22 protein-coding genes, 2 tRNA genes and 2 rRNA genes (1 of these 26 cut by a window edge) are annotated in these 18,720 nt (G+C 45.3%); 14 read left to right on the forward strand and 12 right to left on the reverse strand.

Annotated elements, in window-relative coordinates:
* Nucleotides 1-944, forward strand: a 23S ribosomal RNA gene (locus J5O05_RS10325) (it extends 1,942 nt beyond the left edge of the window).
* Between the two features lie 131 nt (nucleotides 945-1,075).
* Nucleotides 1,076-1,190, forward strand: a 5S ribosomal RNA gene (gene rrf / locus J5O05_RS10330).
* A 471-nt stretch (nucleotides 1,191-1,661) separates the two neighbouring features.
* On the opposite strand, the gene yrfG is transcribed toward rrf, so the two are convergent.
* Nucleotides 1,662-2,315 carry a GMP/IMP nucleotidase gene (gene yrfG / locus J5O05_RS10335; protein ID WP_208841995.1) on the reverse strand — a complete coding sequence of 218 codons (654 nt, stop codon included), beginning with the start codon at nucleotides 2,313-2,315 and terminating at the stop codon, nucleotides 1,662-1,664.
* Nucleotides 2,316-2,375: 60 nt separating this feature from the next.
* Between yrfG and nudE the strand changes: the two genes are divergently transcribed.
* From nudE to J5O05_RS10355, 4 genes are all read left to right on the forward strand, one after another.
* Complete coding sequence (gene nudE / locus J5O05_RS10340; protein WP_208841996.1) at nucleotides 2,376-2,936, forward strand: ADP compounds hydrolase NudE; 561 nt, start codon at nucleotides 2,376-2,378, stop codon at nucleotides 2,934-2,936.
* A gap of 1 nt (nucleotide 2,937) precedes the next feature.
* Nucleotides 2,938-3,732, forward strand: a complete 795-nt coding sequence (cysQ, locus tag J5O05_RS10345) for a 3'(2'),5'-bisphosphate nucleotidase CysQ (RefSeq protein WP_208841997.1) — start codon at nucleotides 2,938-2,940, stop codon at nucleotides 3,730-3,732.
* A gap of 128 nt (nucleotides 3,733-3,860) precedes the next feature.
* Nucleotides 3,861-3,938: transfer RNA gene (locus tag J5O05_RS10350), tRNA-Met, on the forward strand.
* Nucleotides 3,939-4,110: 172 nt separating this feature from the next.
* Nucleotides 4,111-4,188, forward strand: a tRNA-Met gene (locus J5O05_RS10355).
* 137 nt (nucleotides 4,189-4,325) lie between these two features.
* Here the strand turns inward: J5O05_RS10355 and J5O05_RS10360 are convergent.
* The 6 genes from J5O05_RS10360 to J5O05_RS10380 form a co-directional block, all read right to left on the reverse strand.
* On the reverse strand, nucleotides 4,326-5,465 hold the full coding sequence (locus J5O05_RS10360) for a dipeptidase (RefSeq protein WP_244369987.1): 1,140 nt from the start codon (nucleotides 5,463-5,465) through the stop codon (nucleotides 4,326-4,328).
* Nucleotides 5,466-5,590: 125 nt separating this feature from the next.
* Nucleotides 5,591-5,824, reverse strand: coding sequence for a YheU family protein (locus J5O05_RS10365; RefSeq protein WP_208841999.1), 234 nt, complete (start codon nucleotides 5,822-5,824; stop codon nucleotides 5,591-5,593).
* Entirely contained in the window at nucleotides 5,799-6,800 is a 1,002-nt protein-coding gene (locus J5O05_RS10370) for a hydrolase (RefSeq protein WP_208842000.1), read from the reverse strand. Before J5O05_RS10370 ends, J5O05_RS10365 begins: the two co-directional genes overlap by 26 nt.
* 436 nt (nucleotides 6,801-7,236) lie before the next feature.
* Nucleotides 7,237-7,368, reverse strand: a complete 132-nt coding sequence (locus tag J5O05_RS22460) for a hypothetical protein (protein ID WP_280117640.1) — start codon at nucleotides 7,366-7,368, stop codon at nucleotides 7,237-7,239.
* Nucleotides 7,369-7,381: 13 nt separating this feature from the next.
* On the reverse strand, nucleotides 7,382-7,690 hold the full coding sequence (locus tag J5O05_RS10375) for a TIGR02444 family protein (protein WP_208842001.1): 309 nt from the start codon (nucleotides 7,688-7,690) through the stop codon (nucleotides 7,382-7,384).
* Nucleotides 7,690-9,612, reverse strand: coding sequence for an ATP-binding cassette domain-containing protein (locus tag J5O05_RS10380; protein ID WP_208842002.1), 1,923 nt, complete (start codon nucleotides 9,610-9,612; stop codon nucleotides 7,690-7,692). Before J5O05_RS10380 ends, J5O05_RS10375 begins: the two co-directional genes overlap by 1 nt.
* Nucleotides 9,613-9,650: 38 nt before the next feature.
* Between J5O05_RS10380 and J5O05_RS10385 the strand changes: the two genes are divergently transcribed.
* The gene (locus tag J5O05_RS10385; protein WP_208842003.1) at nucleotides 9,651-9,797 is read left to right on the forward strand and encodes a hypothetical protein; all 147 of its coding nucleotides are present in this window, start codon (nucleotides 9,651-9,653) and stop codon (nucleotides 9,795-9,797) included.
* Between the two features lie 41 nt (nucleotides 9,798-9,838).
* Nucleotides 9,839-10,039: a YheV family putative zinc ribbon protein gene (locus J5O05_RS10390; protein WP_208842004.1), complete on the forward strand. Its 201-nt coding sequence runs from the start codon at nucleotides 9,839-9,841 to the stop codon at nucleotides 10,037-10,039.
* A 54-nt stretch (nucleotides 10,040-10,093) separates the two neighbouring features.
* On the opposite strand, the gene J5O05_RS10395 is transcribed toward J5O05_RS10390, so the two are convergent.
* Nucleotides 10,094-10,306 carry a SlyX family protein gene (locus J5O05_RS10395; RefSeq protein WP_208842005.1) on the reverse strand — a complete coding sequence of 71 codons (213 nt, stop codon included), beginning with the start codon at nucleotides 10,304-10,306 and terminating at the stop codon, nucleotides 10,094-10,096.
* 2 nt (nucleotides 10,307-10,308) lie between these two features.
* Complete coding sequence (locus J5O05_RS10400) at nucleotides 10,309-11,310, reverse strand: WD40 repeat domain-containing protein (protein WP_208842006.1); 1,002 nt, start codon at nucleotides 11,308-11,310, stop codon at nucleotides 10,309-10,311.
* Nucleotides 11,311-11,517: 207 nt separating this feature from the next.
* On the opposite strand from J5O05_RS10400, the gene fkpA reads away from it, so the two are divergent.
* A complete protein-coding gene (gene fkpA, locus J5O05_RS10405) occupies nucleotides 11,518-12,267 on the forward strand; it encodes an FKBP-type peptidyl-prolyl cis-trans isomerase (protein ID WP_208842007.1) in 750 nt (249 codons plus the stop codon).
* A 69-nt stretch (nucleotides 12,268-12,336) separates the two neighbouring features.
* Here the strand turns inward: fkpA and rsd are convergent, their stop codons facing one another.
* Nucleotides 12,337-12,810 (reverse strand): sigma D regulator, encoded by a 474-nt coding sequence (gene rsd, locus J5O05_RS10410; protein WP_208842008.1) that lies wholly within the window; start codon nucleotides 12,808-12,810, stop codon nucleotides 12,337-12,339.
* A gap of 467 nt (nucleotides 12,811-13,277) precedes the next feature.
* On the opposite strand from rsd, the gene hemE reads away from it, so the two are divergent.
* From hemE to J5O05_RS10435, 5 genes are all read left to right on the forward strand, one after another.
* A complete protein-coding gene (hemE, locus tag J5O05_RS10415; RefSeq protein ID WP_208842009.1) occupies nucleotides 13,278-14,345 on the forward strand; it encodes a uroporphyrinogen decarboxylase in 1,068 nt (355 codons plus the stop codon).
* A 182-nt stretch (nucleotides 14,346-14,527) separates the two neighbouring features.
* On the forward strand, nucleotides 14,528-15,181 hold the full coding sequence (locus J5O05_RS10420) for a glycoside hydrolase family 19 protein (protein WP_208842010.1): 654 nt from the start codon (nucleotides 14,528-14,530) through the stop codon (nucleotides 15,179-15,181).
* On the forward strand, nucleotides 15,178-16,011 hold the full coding sequence (locus J5O05_RS10425; RefSeq protein ID WP_208842011.1) for a lamin tail domain-containing protein: 834 nt from the start codon (nucleotides 15,178-15,180) through the stop codon (nucleotides 16,009-16,011). The genes J5O05_RS10420 and J5O05_RS10425 overlap by 4 nt, the downstream gene beginning before the upstream one ends.
* On the forward strand, nucleotides 16,001-16,681 hold the full coding sequence (locus J5O05_RS10430) for a hypothetical protein (protein WP_208842012.1): 681 nt from the start codon (nucleotides 16,001-16,003) through the stop codon (nucleotides 16,679-16,681). The genes J5O05_RS10425 and J5O05_RS10430 overlap by 11 nt, the downstream gene beginning before the upstream one ends.
* Nucleotides 16,632-17,114 (forward strand): hypothetical protein, encoded by a 483-nt coding sequence (locus J5O05_RS10435; RefSeq protein ID WP_208842013.1) that lies wholly within the window; start codon nucleotides 16,632-16,634, stop codon nucleotides 17,112-17,114. The genes J5O05_RS10430 and J5O05_RS10435 overlap by 50 nt, the downstream gene beginning before the upstream one ends.
* Before the next feature lie 500 nt (nucleotides 17,115-17,614).
* On the opposite strand, the gene J5O05_RS10440 is transcribed toward J5O05_RS10435, so the two are convergent.
* Nucleotides 17,615-17,968 (reverse strand): hypothetical protein, encoded by a 354-nt coding sequence (locus J5O05_RS10440; protein WP_208842014.1) that lies wholly within the window; start codon nucleotides 17,966-17,968, stop codon nucleotides 17,615-17,617.
* Nucleotides 17,969-18,012: 44 nt separating this feature from the next.
* Nucleotides 18,013-18,609, reverse strand: a complete 597-nt coding sequence (locus J5O05_RS10445) for a DUF2589 domain-containing protein (protein ID WP_208842015.1) — start codon at nucleotides 18,607-18,609, stop codon at nucleotides 18,013-18,015.
* Nucleotides 18,610-18,720: the final 111 nt, after the last annotated feature.

An 18,720-nucleotide genomic window follows, 5' to 3' on the forward strand; every position in this document is an offset into this window, starting at 1 on the left:
CCTGCACGAATGGCGTAATCATGGCTACGCTGTCTCCACCCGAGACTCAGTGAAATTGAAATCGCAGTGAAGATGCTGTGTACCCGCGGCTAGACGGAAAGACCCCGTGAACCTTTACTATAGCTTGGCACTGAACATTGAACCTACATGTGTAGGATAGGTGGGAGGCTTTGAAGCAAGAACGCTAGTTCTTGTGGAGCCGTCCTTGAAATACCACCCTTGTATGTTTGATGTTCTAACGTTGGCCCCTTATCGGGGTTACGGACAGTGCCTGGTGGGTAGTTTGACTGGGGCGGTCTCCTCCCAAAGAGTAACGGAGGAGCACGAAGGTTTGCTAAGAGCGGTCGGACATCGCTCGGTTAGTGTAATGGTAGAAGCAAGCTTAACTGCGAGACAGACACGTCGAGCAGGTACGAAAGTAGGTCATAGTGATCCGGTGGTTCTGAATGGAAGGGCCATCGCTCAACGGATAAAAGGTACTCCGGGGATAACAGGCTGATACCGCCCAAGAGTTCATATCGACGGCGGTGTTTGGCACCTCGATGTCGGCTCATCACATCCTGGGGCTGAAGTCGGTCCCAAGGGTATGGCTGTTCGCCATTTAAAGTGGTACGCGAGCTGGGTTTAGAACGTCGTGAGACAGTTCGGTCCCTATCTGCCGTGGGCGTTTGAGAATTGAGAGGGGCTGCTCCTAGTACGAGAGGACCGGAGTGGACGAACCGCTGGTGTTCGGGTTGTCATGCCAATGGCATTGCCCGGTAGCTACGTTCGGAATCGATAACCGCTGAAAGCATCTAAGCGGGAAGCGAGCCTCGAGATGAGTTCTCACTTGGAGTTTAACTCCACTAAAGGGCCGTTGGAGACTACAACGTTGATAGGCAGGGTGTGGAAGCGCTGTGAGGCGTGAAGCTAACCTGTACTAATTACCCGTGAGGCTTAACCATACAACGCCAAAGTGGTTTAAGTTGTTAGAAGTTAAGTATTGACTAAAGTAGACAACGACGAAGTAAAAGACATTAATATCAGAATTCCAGATTTAGTTTACTTGCGATAGCGAGTAGACGACCAGCTTATGCTTGGTGACAATAGCGTTGTGGACCCACCTGACCCCATGCCGAACTCAGAAGTGAAACGCAACAGCGCCGATGATAGTGTGGCAGCTGCCATGTGAAAGTAGGACATCGCCAGGCTCTTAATTAAAGAAAGCCCGATTCGAAAGAGTCGGGCTTTTTTGCATTTTGGCGTTAAATTGCACTACTGTTATACCAGCCTGGGAGTCAGCTCTATCCCAATGCCGAACTCAGAAGTGAAATGCAACAGCTGGAAGGCCAGCCCCGGCCGATGATAGTGTGGCAGCTGCCATGTGAAAGTAGGGTGATGAGGAACCGAAGATTGATCATCTTCGCAGTCCGAGGAACGCAAGCGAAGCGCAGCCGGACTAGGCGTCCCCGACTAGGCGCCCCCGACTCTTAATTAAAGAAAGCCCGATCCGAAAGAGTCGGGCTTTTTTGCTTTATGTGTTTTAAAAAACTCAAACCAACTCAACAAACAACGCCCAACAAACCAAGTTCGGTGTTGGAATAGCTCTCTGTAGCCACTGAAGTACCGTTAAGCAACTGGTGCTCGCCTTCCGAGCGCGACGAACACAAACGCTGTATCGCTCACGTTGGCATTACTTGACGGTAATCCGTAATCGCTAAAAAATCAGAAATTTGATTATGAGGTTTTTTACTATCTGGATTGGCGATCGCGAGTAAGTGAGCAATGCCATATTGCTTCGCGCTCTTTAATACACTTAAGCTGTCATCAACAAACAAGGTTCTACGGCTGTTAAACCCTAAGTCTTTTTGTACAGCATGCCATAACGCTTGTTGCTCTTTGCTAAAACCGTATTCATGGGTAGAAATGAGTCTATCCATATACACATCAAACTGTGTCCGTTCTATTTTCAAACTTAAACTATCTGGGTGAGCATTAGTGAGCAAAACGATGTGCTTTCCACTTTGCTTAAGAAACTGCAGGAATGGAATGGTGTCTTCTCGTAACGAGATGAGGTGCTGGATCTCCCTTTTGAGCGCCATAATGGGTAGGTCGAGTTCCTTCTGCCAATAATCTAAACAGTACCAAGAGAGTTGCCCCATGACATCTTGGTACTTTTGTTCGATGATGAGTCTAGCTCGCTCAATCGAAAGCTGATTCTTTTTTGCGTATTCTTCTGGGACGACATGTAACCAAAAGTAATTATCATAATGTAAATCGAGTAGTGTGCCGTCCATATCAAGCAGAACAGTGTCGATTTCGGACCAATTTAGCATAGGCATTTCAAGGTAAAGGCTTTATGATTATATTATCAGCATCATAGCAAATAATTGTCCATGACACAGAAAAAGCATCCGACACCGCCAACGATTATTGAATCTGAAATTACTGCTCGCAGTAAGCTGTTTACCGTCGAAGCCTTATCGTTGGAATTCTCAAATGGCGAGAAGCGCGAATATGAGCGTATCAAAGGCAGCGGTCGAGGTGCTGTCATGATAGTGCCTCTAAGTGCGGAAAATGAGCTACTTTTAGTCAGAGAGTACTGTGCTGGCACGCATGACTATCAGCTCGGTTTCCCAAAAGGCTTAATTGACCCCGGCGAAACGCCCGAGCAAGCTGCGAACCGTGAACTGAAAGAAGAAGTGGGTTTTGGTGCGGAGTTTTTTGCTGAGCTTAAAGAAGTCTCTATGGCACCGAGTTATTTTAATGCTCGCATGCATATATTGTTTGCAAAACACCTCTATCCCGAACAACTCGAAGGTGACGAACCTGAGCCGTTAATTGTTGTAAAATGGCCATTGAGCGATTGGCAATCGTTACTTTCTCAACCCGACTTCACCGAAGCACGAAGTGTAGCTGCACTACTCTTACTTCAGCAGTATTTAGAAGGGGAATAAGATGCATGAATACCTAGAGGCCTGTATCAGTCTTGCTGAACAAGCGGGTCTTGCCATCATGGCAATCTATAAACAAGACGACGTTGGCGCGAAAGAAAAGTCCGATCATACACCCGTTACAAAAGCGGATTTGGCCTCCAATGAGGTGCTAATGGCGGGGTTAAATGCGATTGCACCTGATATTCCTATTATGTCGGAAGAAGTGCCAATCCCACCCTTAGCGGAAAGACAAAATTGGTCTCGTTATTGGTTGCTAGATCCAATGGATGGAACCGGGGAGTTTATTCTTGAAAGTGGTGATTTCGCGGTTAACATTGCGCTCGTTGAGCACAACAAGCCTGTGCTTGGGGTTATTCATTGGCCTGCTAAACACATTACTTATTTTGCCGCGAAGCAAGAAGGAGCATTTAAGCGTGAAGATGGGCAGACGGAGCGTATCTATGTCGCACCGCCAGAAACGCTCACGCTTGCGGTTAGCCGTCGTCAAAAATTAGAAGCGGTGAGTCAGTATCTCAACGCCCAGTTTGCAACGATAGCACTCGGTAGTTGCTCTTTAAAGGCCTGTATTATTGCTGAAGGGAAAGCCGATTGTTTTTTAAGAATTGGCCCTACGGGCGAGTGGGACACTGGTGCGTCTCAAATTATCGTCGAAGAAGCCGGCGGTTCTATCACCGATGCGCAGTTTAATCCGCTGACGTATAATCAGCGTGAAAGCACGGAAAATCCCGATTTTATCGTCATGGGTCATCCAGATTGGGAATGGCAAAAGATAGTAACACCTCATCAAAGGCCATAATTGATTAAATTGCAATCAAATGGTCATAAAAACCAAATAAGAGGCTTGCTTTTATCTTTAGATCCTATATGATAGCGGCCTCTTTGAAGAGCAAGTATTAAAATCTTGTTTTTTTAAAGGTTTACAGGCGCGGGATGGAGCAGCCTGGTAGCTCGTCGAGACTCATAACCCGAAGGTCGTCGGTTCAAATCCGGCTCCCGCAACCAACTTCTTTTACTAAGTCGGAAGTATAAAACAGCATTTAGCATACAGGCGCGGGATGGAGCAGCCTGGTAGCTCGTCGGACTTCATAACCCGAAGGTCGTCGGTTCAAATCCGGCTCCCGCAACCAACTTCTTTCACTAAGTCGGAAGTATAAAACAGCATTTAGTATACAGGCGCGGGATGGAGCAGCCTGGTAGCTCGTCGAGCTTCATAACCCGAAGGTCGTCGGTTCAAATCCGGCTCCCGCAACCAATTTTTTGGTGCATTTCCTTATTTATTCAACTCTTTGATTTTCTCAATTTCAATCCGCATTGGTACATGTATTTATCGTTCTTTTCGATATGAAAAAGACCACCGTAGTGGCCTTTCAAAGCAAGTCCAACTCTCTTTTAGTGAGTTGTCGCGTAATGTTCAGCCGCTTTCCAGACTCGCATAGTATTTCCGCCTAAGATCTGCTTAATTTGATTGTCATCGTATCCTCGGTCCAAAAGCCCTTGGATCAGGTTCGGATACATAGAAACATCTTTTAAACCAACGGGTAAAGAATCTCCAACACCATCAAAATCAGACCCAATGCCGACATGGTCGATACCAATCACTTTAACCACATGATCGATATGGTCGAGAACTTGTTCCAGAGACGCAAAAGGAAACGGGTTTTTCTTTAAGTAGGCTGCACGGAAATCGACTTTGCTTGTGCCGCTGGCTTCTGCTTCTTTTTGTGCTTCATCGCGTTTGTCGTACCAGCCATTGGCTTTAGACGTGACAAAACTAGAGCCGAAGTTGATTTGAATAACGCCACCATTTTTTGCCAGCGCTTTAAGCATGTCATCATTCATATTACGCTCGAAACCAGGCGTATATTTACGTAACGAGGAATGAGAGGCTACCACAGGGACTTTAGACAGCTCCATCACTTGATAGAATGCCTCATCCGAAATATGCGATACATCAACAAGTACACCCACTTTATTCATCTCAACGACGAGTTCCTTGCCAAATGGACTCAAACCTTTCCACTGGCGGCGCAGGTCGTATGAGGAATCTGAAATATGGTTGCTTTGTGAATGAGCTAATGTGATGTAGCGGATCCCACGTTTATAGAAATGATGCAGATTGTTTAAGTCACCTTCAATGGGTGAGCCGTTTTCCATGCCCATCGCAATGGAAATTTTTCCTGCATTAAATTGTTTTTCGACATCAGCTGTACTGTACGCCATCGCAAATTTATCTGGTGCACGTTGCGCTAGGGCTTCCATTGAATCGATTAACTGATTCGCCAGTTGATAGCTTTTACCTTTTCCTTCTTTTTCTAGATTCGCAGGGATGTAAATCGACATAAAAGGCGCGTTAAGACCACCCTTGACTGCTCTTGGGTAATCGAAATCGCCACCATCCGTTGCTTGGCTTACGTCGTCCCACTTTTCAGCAATACGATAAGGAACATCAATATGAGTATCAATGAGTAAAGCCTGCTTCGCTATCTGCTTGGCGTGCTCGCCTGCTTGAATCGCCGCGTCACTGGCCATTAGTGGGTTGCTAGTGACGAGTAGTAATAACGTGGTGCTGAGCGTTGGACGTAGTCGCATAAGATTTCCCTGTTGATTGTTTGCGTCTATGTTCCACTATAACGAAAAAATGACAATGTCTATATTCAATCCGATGATTGACTGGCCAGAAATTGATACTTCGACATGATATTTACGCTCTCATGCAATTCAGAATAGACAATGACAACGTCACCCGCTTTGAGTTGCGCTTTGATTTGTTCTACTTTTTGGTCGAGTGTGACTTCGTATTCGCCGTAATCCGTGCCTTCACGCAAAATAAACTGTTCAATCAGGTTATGGAGCGTGTCAATCTCAAGCTGCTGATACGGGATGATCATGGCGTCTACCTTGTTGTAACTGAGAAAAGAAATGTGGAACAGCCTGTTCCAACCAAAATATTGGCTTGAACGGGTTTTTTCCACTTAAAAAACCAACATGCCCGCCTTGTTTTGAAACGGCTAACATGACGCTTGCGCTGACTTGCTCTGCTTTTGGAACCGCTTCAGTTGAAAGCATGGGGTCATCTTCCGCGTGGATCACCAGTGTGGGTATGGCGATATGCTGGAGATAAGGTTGTCCACTGGCTTTCTCATAATAATCTTCCGCCCCTTCGAAACCATGTAATGGAGCCGTTACCGCCTCATCAAACAGCCATAAGTCGTCAATCGCCATTAGCGCGCTTTCGTTTAATTGCAATTGCGATTGAATTTGCGGCAGTTTACGTGCTGTAGATTTTTTGAGTTTATCTAACAGGTATTTTTGGTAAAGCTTAAAGCAACTGCGACGGATCACTTGGCAAGAGGTCGAGAGATCGAACGGTGCAGAAACAACGGATGCGCCTTTAAGTACACAATCACTCCCTTGCTCCCCCAAGTATTTTGCTAGAACATTCCCACCGAGAGAGAATCCAACAGCGTAAAGCGCACGGTTTGGAAAACGAGCTTGTAATGTCTTGACCAGAAAACCAATGTCTTCGGTTTCACCACTGTGGTAGGCCCGCGGCATTCTGTTGGGGTGTGTGGAGCAATTTCGAAAGTGCATCAAAACCGCATCAAATCCATGATTTCGCACGGCTTGCATCATGCCTCGAGCGTAAAAACTATCAATGTTACCTTCAAGCCCATGTAACACAATAACTAGTGGAGCCTCGGGCGTCGCGGGAGTGGCCCACGCAAGTTCAATAAAATCGCCGTCCGGTGTCGCGATTTCTTCAAGGTCAACCGGTGTGCGTTGTCGCAAGCGGTAGGCTCTTGGCAAAATAGTTTGTACATGTCGATTGGTCATCCACCAAGCTGGCTTGAATTGATATTCCATACTCTTTGCTACGAAATGTCTGAGTCAATGTCGGACCAGTTTACCAAAGGCTCGTGAAGATGTAGAGGGACAAATAAAAAGCACCCGACTAACTAGGTTAGTAAGGTGCTTTGTGCGTCGTGCTTAATTCTGTTTCTGGAGACTTATTTAGGAACTTCAGCTTCGTTTACTTTCTTGATGAAGAAGTAGACGTAGAAAAGACATAAAACAATTACCACGCCCAAGAATCCAAAGGACAAAAACAACACTGGGTCAGAAAAAAAGTCTCTAAAGAATACGTTCATGGTGATGCCTCCTAAACTTGTCTATGGGTTAATCATAGACATGCAATCGCTGGCTCAGCATGATCCGGATCAAGTTTTAAATCGCCGAAAAGGATGGAGCGAATGAGCCTTGATCGAGATCATAAAATTACCGTGAAAATGGCTCGCAGAGCTTAAGATTGGCGTAGTAAGGCAATCAGGGTGAGCGAATCGGTGTAAAGCGCTAGGTTGTTAGCCATAGGATTGGTTTGAAGCTTGATTTGTTCAAGTTGCTGAATGAGGAGTGTCTGTTGTAGCTTTTCCAAGTGCAATTCGCTGTTAAGCAGCGATTCGCGTACGGTTGAATACGCAGGATGGAATGAATAGTCGGCTTTGAAATGGGAACCGGATCACTCTGTGCGGGGCTAAAAGGAGACGATCAAACTCTTGAGCACATTGCTTAAGGGTATCAAGCTGTTGTTGCTCTAACTGAAGATGAAGCGTTTCTAAGTAGCGTAACAGCAGGAGAATATTGACGTTTTTGGCATCTTGATTTTGTGCGCAAAGTAATGCGTCCTGTACGCCTGACAAGGCATACAGGTCACACGAAAAGTGCCAAAATGCGGTAGTGCAAATTGGCGAGTTCATTACAGTAGTTCGCCGGTTTCAGCAAAGTGTTGCTCTTTGCTTTCAAGTTCTTCTAGTGCAAACAGTAATGACTCTTCGACATCATTGAGTTCCGGTTTGATTTTTGCCTGTTCAGCCAATAGTTTAGTCAACTGTGCTTTATTCTCATCAGAGTAAATGTCATTGTCCGCAAGCTGATTTTCAACTACCGCCAGCGCGGCACTTAACTTATCCAATTTCCCTTCTAACGTGCTAATGCTTTTTTTCAAAGGTTGGATGTACTTTCTAAATTCGGCTTCTAGGCGTTTTTGCTCTTTGCGATTTGCACTGCTGTTGGCTTTGTCTTCAAGCTCGTCTTTTTTATTTGCTTCACGATTTTGGTTCAACAACCATTGGTAGTATGCATCTAGGTCATAACCAAATTGCGTGACCTCTCCATTGTCGACTAGGTAATATTCATCTGCCGTATTTTTTAGCATATGGCGATCATGCGACACGGTGACCATTGCCCCTTCAAAACCCTGCAGAGCCATCACGAGTGCGTGACGCATTTCAAGATCTAAGTGGTTAGTCGGTTCATCGAGGAGGAGTAAATTCGGACGCTGATAAACCAGCATCGCGAGTACCAATCTGGCTTTCTCACCACCTGAAAACGGCGCAACCGGTTCAAGCGCTTTGTCACCATGAAACGCAAACCCACCTAAAAAGTCTCGCAGTTGTTGTTCTGAGGCTTTCGAGTCGAGACGCTGCAAATGCGTAATCGCACTGGCGCCGGCATCGAGGGACTCCAATTGGTGCTGCGCAAAGTAGCCTATTTTTAAACCTTGGTGAATAAATACTTCTCCTGCCTGTGGTGATAGCTCACCTGCAAGCAGCTTAATCAGAGTTGATTTCCCTGCGCCATTTCGACCCAGCAATGCAATACGACTTCCAGGTACAAGATTGAGCTTTATTTTGTGCAGGATGGTTTTGTCACCATAACCCGCTTGCGCTTCATCAAGTGACATCAGCGGGTTCGGCAAGGTGTCAGGATCCCGGAATTCAAAATTGAATGGTGAGTCAGCGTGTGCTGGCGCCAATTTTTCCATGCGTTCAAGCGCTTTAACGCGGCTTTGCGCTTGCTTTGCTTTACTGGCTTTTGCTTTAAAGCGGGTAATAAATTGTTCCAGATGCGCAATGGTCGCTTGTTGCTTTTCGAACATCGCTTGGTGCTGAGCCATACGTTCCGCTTTTTGGCGTTCAAACTGAGAGTAGTGGCCTTTGTAGACATTGATACGATGTTGATCAATATGCCAAATCTGGTCTACCACGGCGTCTAAAAACTCACGGTCGTGCGAGATCAGCACGAGTGTACCTGTGTATGCGCGAAGAAAACGCTCTAACCAGTAAACTGCGTCTAAATCGAGGTGGTTGGTCGGTTCATCCAATAACAATAAATCGGCATCGCGGATCAGGGCCTGTGCAAGGTTTAATCGCATGCGCCAGCCGCCCGAAAATGAACTGACGGGGAGTGGGATCTGCTCATTACTGAAGCCTAAACCATGGAGAAGTTCACCTGCTTTGGCTTCGATACTATACCCTTTGATGTGTTCTAGCTGCTGGTGGATTTGCGCTTGTTTGGCGCCATCGCCCGCGGCTTCTGCGTCACGTAACGCAATTCGACACGCGTAATATTCAGGGTGGCCTTGCAAAACGTAGTCCAAAGCACTGATTTCAAGTGCAGGCGTTTCCTGCTTAACTGACGCCATCGACCAATCTTTCGGAATCGTAAATGTGCCTGCGTCTAAGTGGAGTTCACCTTTTAGGAGCGCAAACAAGGTTGATTTGCCACAGCCATTGGCGCCCACTAATCCCACTTTGTGCTCAGGGAAAAGGGTCGCACAGGCCTCTTTCAACAGTGTTTTACCACCACGAAGTAGTTCGATTTCAGTCAGTTGGATCATAGCGTCAGATTCACAAAATTAATTACGGGGATTTTAACATGGAAAACGTTGAGCTCTATACCCATCAGCGACGTAAATACGGTAAACTGACCAGCAAAATGACGGTTAGTTATCGAGCGCCGATTCTGTCAGCAGAGATTTGCACGCGTAAATCGACAGTAGCGAGCACATCGGCAAGCGGTTAATAGAGTTCAGAAGTGGGTAGAAAGCAGTTTAAGGGGTTAAAGTGAAGCAGAAAAAGCGTTTTATTGCTGGGGCGAGTTGCCCAGAGTGTAAAGAGTTAGATGGTATGATGCTTTACAAAGAACATGACGTAGAAAAAGTGGAATGTATCCACTGTGGTCATATCATGGTTCAACCTGAAGAAGCGGTACAAGCGTCGACACGCCAATTTGAACAAGTTATCGGGGTATTCAAACCTGAATAATAACAAAAGGGCAAATTACAGCCCTTTTGGTTTTTCTTGCACTCGTCCTACTTATCAATAATGCGGTGGCGGTGGCTCCTGTGAAGGGTGCATCATTGACCCATTCTGCGATTCTTTGATTTTTTCGGCCAAAAGCTCCAACTGACGCTGCATTTTTGCAAAACGCAGTTGATGTAGTTTCATCTCATCGTTCAGTATCTCGATGGTTTCATCTTGAAAAGCAACGCGCTCTTCGAGTTCCACAATGCGTTGTTCTAACGTTTTCATGACTAATTATTCCGTTCAAAGCGCTCTAACATGCCATTAGAACTTTCTGTGAGTAGCGCAGCATCGTTGTCAACAAACGCGGCAGCGAAGACCACCGCAGATTTTGGTCTAGACCCTTCTCGAGGCTCGACTTGCCATAGACCCTGCTTTTCACCTGTATTTAAATCCCACAACGTTAATTGGCGGTTAGGTGTGCCTGTGGCCAGTAGCGTGCCTTGTTTATTGAAGGTGACAGCACTAAAAATTTTCTGGCGTGCAATATACTGCAATTGCGAGACTAATTCACCTGAAGTCAGCCGCCAAATACTTGCCTTTTTCATGCTATCGGCGGTGAACGCGTAGCGGCCTTCATTGTCGAGCGCGACCTTTGTTACGCGTGACGGGTGGTTAAAACGATGGATCACTTGCCCGGTGCGGGTATCCCAAAAATAAGCGGTGTAATCATTCCCGCCCGTGAGCGCAAAATGGCCATTAGGAGACAGGGCAATGGAATTGATTTTTTCAGTGTGACCAAGAAACTCCAGTCGACGGCCTTCCGCTAGGTCCACTAAAACGACCACATTGTCAGCGCGGCCGTAAAGCACAAAACGTCCTTCATTGCTGATTGCAATATCTCGAATGGTGCTTTTACTAATACGGTAGAATCCGCGGTTTTGACCGGTCTTAATGTCCCACAACGCAAAATCGGTGTCGGTTGCCGTCACGGCAACTTGCGAATCAAATGAAATTGCGAGGCTATGGACAAGATTTTGCTCATTTTTATCTTGATGCCATTGAAAAAGCACGGTATTAGATTGATTGTCCCAAAGCAGTACACCTTGATTGGTGCTCGACACTAAACTGTAACGTCCATCTGCTGAAATGGCCGCTGCATAGGCACCGAGATCAGCATGAGCAAGTTGGCTGACGGATTTTCCCGGCAACGTTTGTTCCTTGCAGCCACTTATAAACAGCGTTACGAATAAGAACGTTAAGCAGGTCTTGATAAATGAACGTTTGTACATATATCAGGTCTAATCCCGTCAAGCGAAGTAATAGTTGGGCAACGAACAAAAAAAGCGTTCTACCATTTAGTCTTGATTCAGCGTACCACCATTAGACTACTTTGGCACGACCTTGGTGAAACAGCGGCTTTATTTGGCATAATCGTATTGAAAATGATACTGTGGCGAAATCACAATCATTAATAAAACATTAACAAGAGAAAATCCATGAAACACACTTTGAAACTGTCGCTTATTGCGGCATCAGTGCTTGCGCTAGCAGCATGTAATCAAAAAGCAGAAGAAAAAGTAGCGGAAGTGAAACTAGACACGGAAGCACAGCAACAAGCATACGGTATCGGTGCGTCGGTTGGTAATTTCTTACAAAAAGACCTTGCCGATAAAAAAGAGTTAGGCATTGAACTTGATCAAAAACTGCTTATGCGTGGTTTTGAAGATGCGCTAGCGGGTAACGCGAAAATTGATGAAGCGAAAATTCGTGAAGTGTTAACTGCACTTGATACCTCTGTACGTGAGAAACAAGCTGAACACGCGAAAGTGGAAGCTGAGAAAAACAAAACAGATGGTGAAAAATTCCTAGCAGATAACGCGAAAAAAGAAGGCGTTACAACGACGGATTCAGGTCTTCAGTATGAAGTACTTGTACAAGGTGAAGGTAAAAAGCCACTTGCAACTGATGTAGTAAAAGTACATTACAAAGGCACCTTGTTAGATGGCACTGAGTTTGATAGTTCATACTCACGTAACCAACCAGCAACCTTCCCATTGAAAGGCGTAATCGCAGGTTGGACTGAAGGTCTTCAACTTATGCCTGTTGGCTCAAAGTTCCGTTTCACTATTCCTTCTGAATTAGCATACGGTGAGCGTGACCTGGGTCGTATCCCGTCTAATTCAACATTGGTATTTGAAGTTGAGTTGCTTGAAATTCAAGAAGAAGCTTCTTCTGCAGCTGAGTAATTCAGGCTAATGCAATAAAAAAGGACCATTATGGTCCTTTTTTATTGGTTAAATTCGTACAATGATGAATTATACGTCAGTATGGTTAGCGTATAAATTATGGATAAGCTCATCTTCGAGCTCAAAACGCTGCTCTAGTGCCTCACCTAGCTCCGACAATTCTTTATCAAACTGGTCTAATAAACCTTCACCTTTCGCTTCAGCGTATTTGTCGTTGAAGTCGAGAGCAAGATCTGTACTTTCTGCAATACGTGGATAGAGTGCTTGCGCGAGCTTTAAGCTCTCTGGGCCTTTCTTCTGGCACTGCTGTACCAAATCATCGTAAATCTCAAAATGACCAGCCGACAAGTAGTCTAATAAAATCTGACAAAACGCTTGAATTTGCGCTTGTTCAGGTAACGCGTGATCTTTTTTGTCGTACGGCGCACACCCTGCTAGGTGATAATACTTGACCAGCAGTTCTTGACGTTCTGCAAGCCAGTTATCGATAACCGAATGGCTGCCGCCCCATTGTTCTTGGGCTTGTTCTAAACGCTCAAGCATTGTGATCTCCTTTAGCGGGTTCGTTTACCCTATCAAAATGAAATCTGACCAAAAGATCAATAACTTTTTGAAAGATTTCCATCATAAAAATAAAAACTTATTGATTTATAAAGGAATAAAAAGCGTAGCGGAATGTAATCGAAAAAACGCGGGCAATAAAAAACCACCCGAAGGTGGTCGTAATAATGCAGTTTAGCTTGTATGTACAAGTACTTATTATTATTTTGAAGGTGTTTTGTTGTTATTTTTCTTTAACGCGGACAAATTTATACCAAGGAATTTTCGATGTTGCAAATAGTTTAATATTACGTTTGCAAAATTATTTTTAAGTGTTTGAAGAAACTAAATTTAATCTAGATCATTAAAGACGCGTCAAATTTACGACCCCAACGACTAAAACATAGAGCCAATGGGCAGATGGTGATACAATTCTCGCCAATTCATTTGTACAAGGGATCACCTACGCCATGAGCGAATTGAAAAACGATCGTTATTTACGTGCGCTGTTAAAGCAACCTGTTGACGTGACACCGGTTTGGATGATGCGTCAAGCTGGGCGTTATCTACCAGAATACCGTGCAACACGTGCGCAAGCGGGTGATTTCATGAGTCTTTGTAAAAACGCAGAGTTGGCGTGTGAAGTAACATTGCAACCATTACGTCGCTATCCGCTCGATGCTGCGATCCTATTCAGCGATATTTTGACCATTCCAGATGCAATGGGCTTAGGTTTGTATTTTGAGACAGGCGAAGGTCCTCGTTTCGAAAGACCGATTAACAGTCTGGCTGATGTTCAAGCGATCCCTCGTTTAGACCCAACTGACGAGCTTGGCTATGTCATGAATGCGGTAAGCACTATCCGCCGTGAATTGAAAGGGGAAGTCCCGTTAATTGGTTTCTCTGGTTCTCCTTGGACGTTAGCTACATACATGGTTGAAGGTGGGAGCAGCAAAACGTTCGGTAAAATTAAAAAGATGGCGTTTGCTGAACCAAAGACCTTGCACTTACTTTTAGATAAGTTGGCGGATTCTGTTATTGACTACCTCAATGCGCAAATTAAAGCTGGTGCTCAATCGGTAATGGTTTTTGACTCATGGGGTGGTGTACTAAGTCCACGTGATTACAATGAGTTCTCGCTGCAATACATGCACAAAATTGTCGATGGTCTGATTCGTGAAAACGATGGTCGTAAAGTACCTGTCACGCTATTTACTAAAAATGGCGGTCAATGGATTGAGAAGATTGCGGCAACTGGATGCGATGCAATCGGTTTAGATTGGACGATTGATATTGCGGATGCTCGCCGTCGCGTGGGTGAAAAAGTCGCTCTGCAAGGTAATATGGACCCAGCGATGTTACACGGTACGCATGACCGTATTCGTGAAGAAGTTCAGAATATTCTTGCCGGTTTTGGTCATGGCACAGGTCATGTATTCAATTTAGGGCATGGTATTACACCAGACGTCGACCCAGAAAACGCAGGGGTCTTTATCAATGCGGTTCATGAGTTTAGTCGTCAATATCACCAAGACTAAGGTGTACAAACCGTCGTGTTAGTTGGCCCATCTCGCAGTGGGTTCAGTATGTATCGACTAGTCACATTATTTTCAAAGGCAGGTCACACTCGTTGATCTGCCTTATTCTTTCCTATACTCCCCCGAGAAGTCGATTTTAGAGCGAGCCACAATCAAATTCCTATTCGAAAAAGGAGTTTGTTATGCAAAACAATGTCTCGCAAGCGGTCGATTACAACTCAATTTGTCAAATTGTCCCAACCACATCCGAGTCCGTGTTACACCCATTTGTAGATCCTCTAAACAACCACTTGCCAGGTTTTTCTATTAACACCCCGTCGCGCATTGCGCATTTTCTAGCGCAAGTAGCCCATGAAAGCGGAGGCTTTCGACATCGTTGGGAAAACCTCAATTACAGTGCAACCGCATTGACAACTTTATTCGCCAAATATTTTCCCAATCAGGTAATGGCGGAGAGTTATGCCCGTCAGCCGGAAGCTATCGCCAACCGTATTTATGCGAGTCGCATGGGCAATGGCACAGAAGCATCCGGTGACGGATGGCGCTTTCGTGGGCGAGGTTTAATTCAATTAACAGGTCGAGAAAATTACCTGCGCCGCGGTCAATGGCTTGGAGAAAATCTGATATCAGAACCTGAACGAGTAGCAGAGGATCTAAATATTTGCGTGCTTTCAGCATGTTGGTATTGGCAGTCTAAGCGCTTAAACACGTTCGCCGATGAAGACGATATCCTGCATATCACGCGGCGTATCAATGGTGGACTACACGGATTAGCAGAGCGAAAAGCCTATTTAGACCGTGCTAAAGCGGTATTCGCAAAGGAGTTTAACCTATGAACGAGACCTTCAATCCAGAACGTGTTGAGCACTTACATCAGTCTCTGTCTTCGCACAGCGAAAAAATGACCATTTGGACGCAGTTGAACGCGCAAGTAACCAAAGGCGCTGAAACTTTACACCACCAAGCAGAGCAAAATGGCTTACCGCTATCGCCTTTGCATAGCTGGTGGCAAGCGTGTTATGAGCTGTGCTCCGGGTATCAAATAAAAATTAGCCAAGTTGAATACGGTGAAGAGGAATACATCGTGCTGACAAATCATGGCCCTGCCATCTTGGATTTGAGTCACTGGACCCTGATCTCGAACTTAGCTCGGCCGTTTGTTTTTCCGCCACAGACGCATTTGCAACCCGGGGATTCAATTCGAGTGGACGTACAGCGTTATGCTGCTTTGTCATTCCATCATCGCGGCAGATTGCTTTCGGTCAGTGGTGATAAGCTAGAGCTCAGAGACAACCGAGGTATTTGTGTTAGTAGCTGGGTGTATGAACGTGAAGCGACGAATTTTATTGTCATTAATTATCTTTCTTATGACGGACAAGAGAAATACACCGAAGCTGATGAATTTGTGGAGTTAATGAATATCTCTCCGCATTGGGTGGACTTATCTGGGTGGCGTTTAAGCTCGGTAAGAGGCAAGCAAGTGTTTGTATTTGCTAAGCGCAGTAAGCTTGCCCCGTTCGCCACGTGTCGCGTCTACACCAATCACTTTGACGCGAATACGGGCGGGTACAGCTTTCAAAGTCCACGCGCAATTTGGCATAACAAAGGGGATGAAGCTCAGCTACATACTGCGCATGGAGACATGGTGTACTGCTATGCTTATTGAAGATAGAAGTAAGTTAACACTTACACCTGAAATGGAGAAGGTGATCAATGATGGTCAACGCTTGTTGACCTACATTGCTCGTAATGGACACGTTTCGATAGATGAATCCGTAGCTCAAGTGATTGTCAAAGCGAAGCATAAAATGCAAGCGGGTCTTTGGAGTGCAGAAGACGAAACCCAGTTTTTGATGTGTTACGACCAGCTAGCAAAAAGTGTGCATCCAGTGACGGTCGATAGTATCCACGCAATAATTCCCACCATAGACCCTAAAAGCACAAAACCACAGCGAAAACGCACTCGAGCGGAACAAGCGGTGATTTGGTATCGGCGGGGAACGATGTGCGCGCTTATTGGCTTGTTAATGGTGCAAGTTTGCTATCTGTTTGGACATGCTTTGAATGCCAATCTGCTGCATTTAGACGAACAAAAACAGCAACTAAAAATGGAGCTCAGCCAAGCCAAGCAAGTTGCAAATCGCCCCGATGTTGTTGAACGATTGGCGGATAAAATCGCCATGACGGAGCAACAATTTGATGCAAATTATAAATTGCTTGCTAACTGGAATCGACTTTGGACACTCGGAGTGCCACTTTCACACTCGATTTTACCAGATGACGAAGATGCTTTCGCAACTCGAGACTCGGGCGCTTCAACGACAAACCGCGAGTAGCGAGGCCATCGAAGCGCTGAAATTGGAACAAAGTCGCTTCGCCGCTCGGCAATTATTGTTTGAGCATATGCTCTTTGCTGAATCCGTTCTAAAAGTGTTACAGGGTTATATTTTACCTTTACTTTACGGACTATTGGGTGCGTTTATCTTTATTTTGCGTGACTTGTTGCGCGAAATTAAAGCGCTCACTTATTCATTCGACAGTGAAATTCGATTTCGACTGCGTTTAACGCTCGGTGCGCTGGGTGGCATGATCATTGGGTGGTTTTTGAAACCCGATGAAGTAAACGGTCTTGCTTCTTTATCCCCTATGGCTCTGGCTTTTTTAATGGGCTACAACGTTGATATTCTCTTTGCCATTATGGATAAGCTCATCGACAACGTAAAACGCAGTTTGAACCGAAACGATAGTGCTCCTACGACCAAATCTTAAGAAGCAGCTGCGCTGCTTCTCGTTTTATCAATACAACGCAGCAATTCAACAATCATACTTAATAAATTGTATTTAATAGGTAATTTAAACTTGTATATACAAATATTGTGGCGTGCAGAGATTAGATCAAACACGCATCCAAGCGCTTTTTACTTATTCATGGTGGTTTCGGTTAAGCCGCAGCCTGTTTAGATACCGGTAAATTTCATCAATGGTTATACTGAGCGGTTCGCGTGGAAAACGTGTCAATAAAATACTGCATGAGGGAGCGGGAATCGAAGAGGAGGTTCTTGGACTACGCCTAAGAAATAGACGGTTCCAACCCTGCTTTCTCTTCCAACACCAAGACGGAATAATGTGCCGATAGGCGTGTCGGTTCGAGCCAAAGGGGTAATCGAAGTATTCGTCGAGAGCTTTAGTTAATCCATGAGTAGAGGCAGGGTGAAAGGTGCTGTGGGGTCATTGAAAGGATATTTGGTCAGGTCTTAAACACTGCGCATCTATTGGGAATGCGCGACGATAATTTCATCCAATTTACTCTGATCAACTTTGAAGTCTTGCTTTGAGGCTTGCTCTTCAATCATCCACAACGGACGTTTTTTGAAGCCTATGTGGTAGGCGACACATTCAAGCACGACTTGGTGTTCACCTATTCGAACGAGGCTGAAACTGCGCTCCGTGCCGATGATGCGCCCCTTTGGAAACTCGGTGAGGCAACGGTTAATCAACGCCATTTTGTTCGCGTTTTCTTGTTCGGTTGGAATTTTGTCGGGTTCAACCGTCCCGACGACAATGCGTTCAATGTGTCCGACATCCGTTATATCGAATGTATGCTGTGCGACTTGTCCAAACATGAATTTCTCCCAAAAAGAATGGCCTCAATTGAGGCCATTAACTGTTATGCCGCTTTTGGCTCTGATGCAGCAGGCACCGGCGCAATCGACTGTTGCAGAATATCGAGTACGCGAGACAGACCTTCAGGCGTACCTGTTTGGCGAGCTTTCACGGTTACATCGTATTTTGCAGAGTTGTCTGATTTACGTTGAGTCTCTTTGCTTGAAGAAATCGAGCCTTGGCATTTTACGCGGACGCTAAATGGTCCAATGCGGCCTGAAGCTTCAGCTTCGAACGATGCTTGGCGATCGTCTTTTGTCTGCTCACTGAATGACGACTTCACTTCCATCATGAAGTTCACATCAACTTCGGTGACTTGCAAGGTCGGTACTGACACGATTGAAATGAACGGTACTTTGATTTCATACGCAGTGCTTTCAATTTTTACCGAGCCATCTGGTTGTTGAATTTGTTCCGGCTTTTCGAAGCTAAATGGCACCATACGTACTTTACCATTTTCAAAGCCAACGGTTTCGATAAAGTCAGAGGTTGCTTTAGCGAGTGAAACTTGTGCATCACATGCTGCTGACAAAGGACCACCAATCAGTTGGTCCATTGGTAAGCCACCAAATTGATCTGACATTTTTACTAATTCACTCATAATATCTCCTTAGTTGCTATGAGTTGAGGGGTTTCCATCCCATCTTCGAAACGCCATGAAGAGTGTTCAGTTGCCTGTCAGCACTTCACGAAATAGCGAAGGCGGACTGGG

Source organism: Pseudoalteromonas xiamenensis (assembly GCF_017638925.1).
Classification (GTDB): Bacteria; Pseudomonadota; Gammaproteobacteria; order Enterobacterales; family Alteromonadaceae; genus Pseudoalteromonas; species Pseudoalteromonas xiamenensis.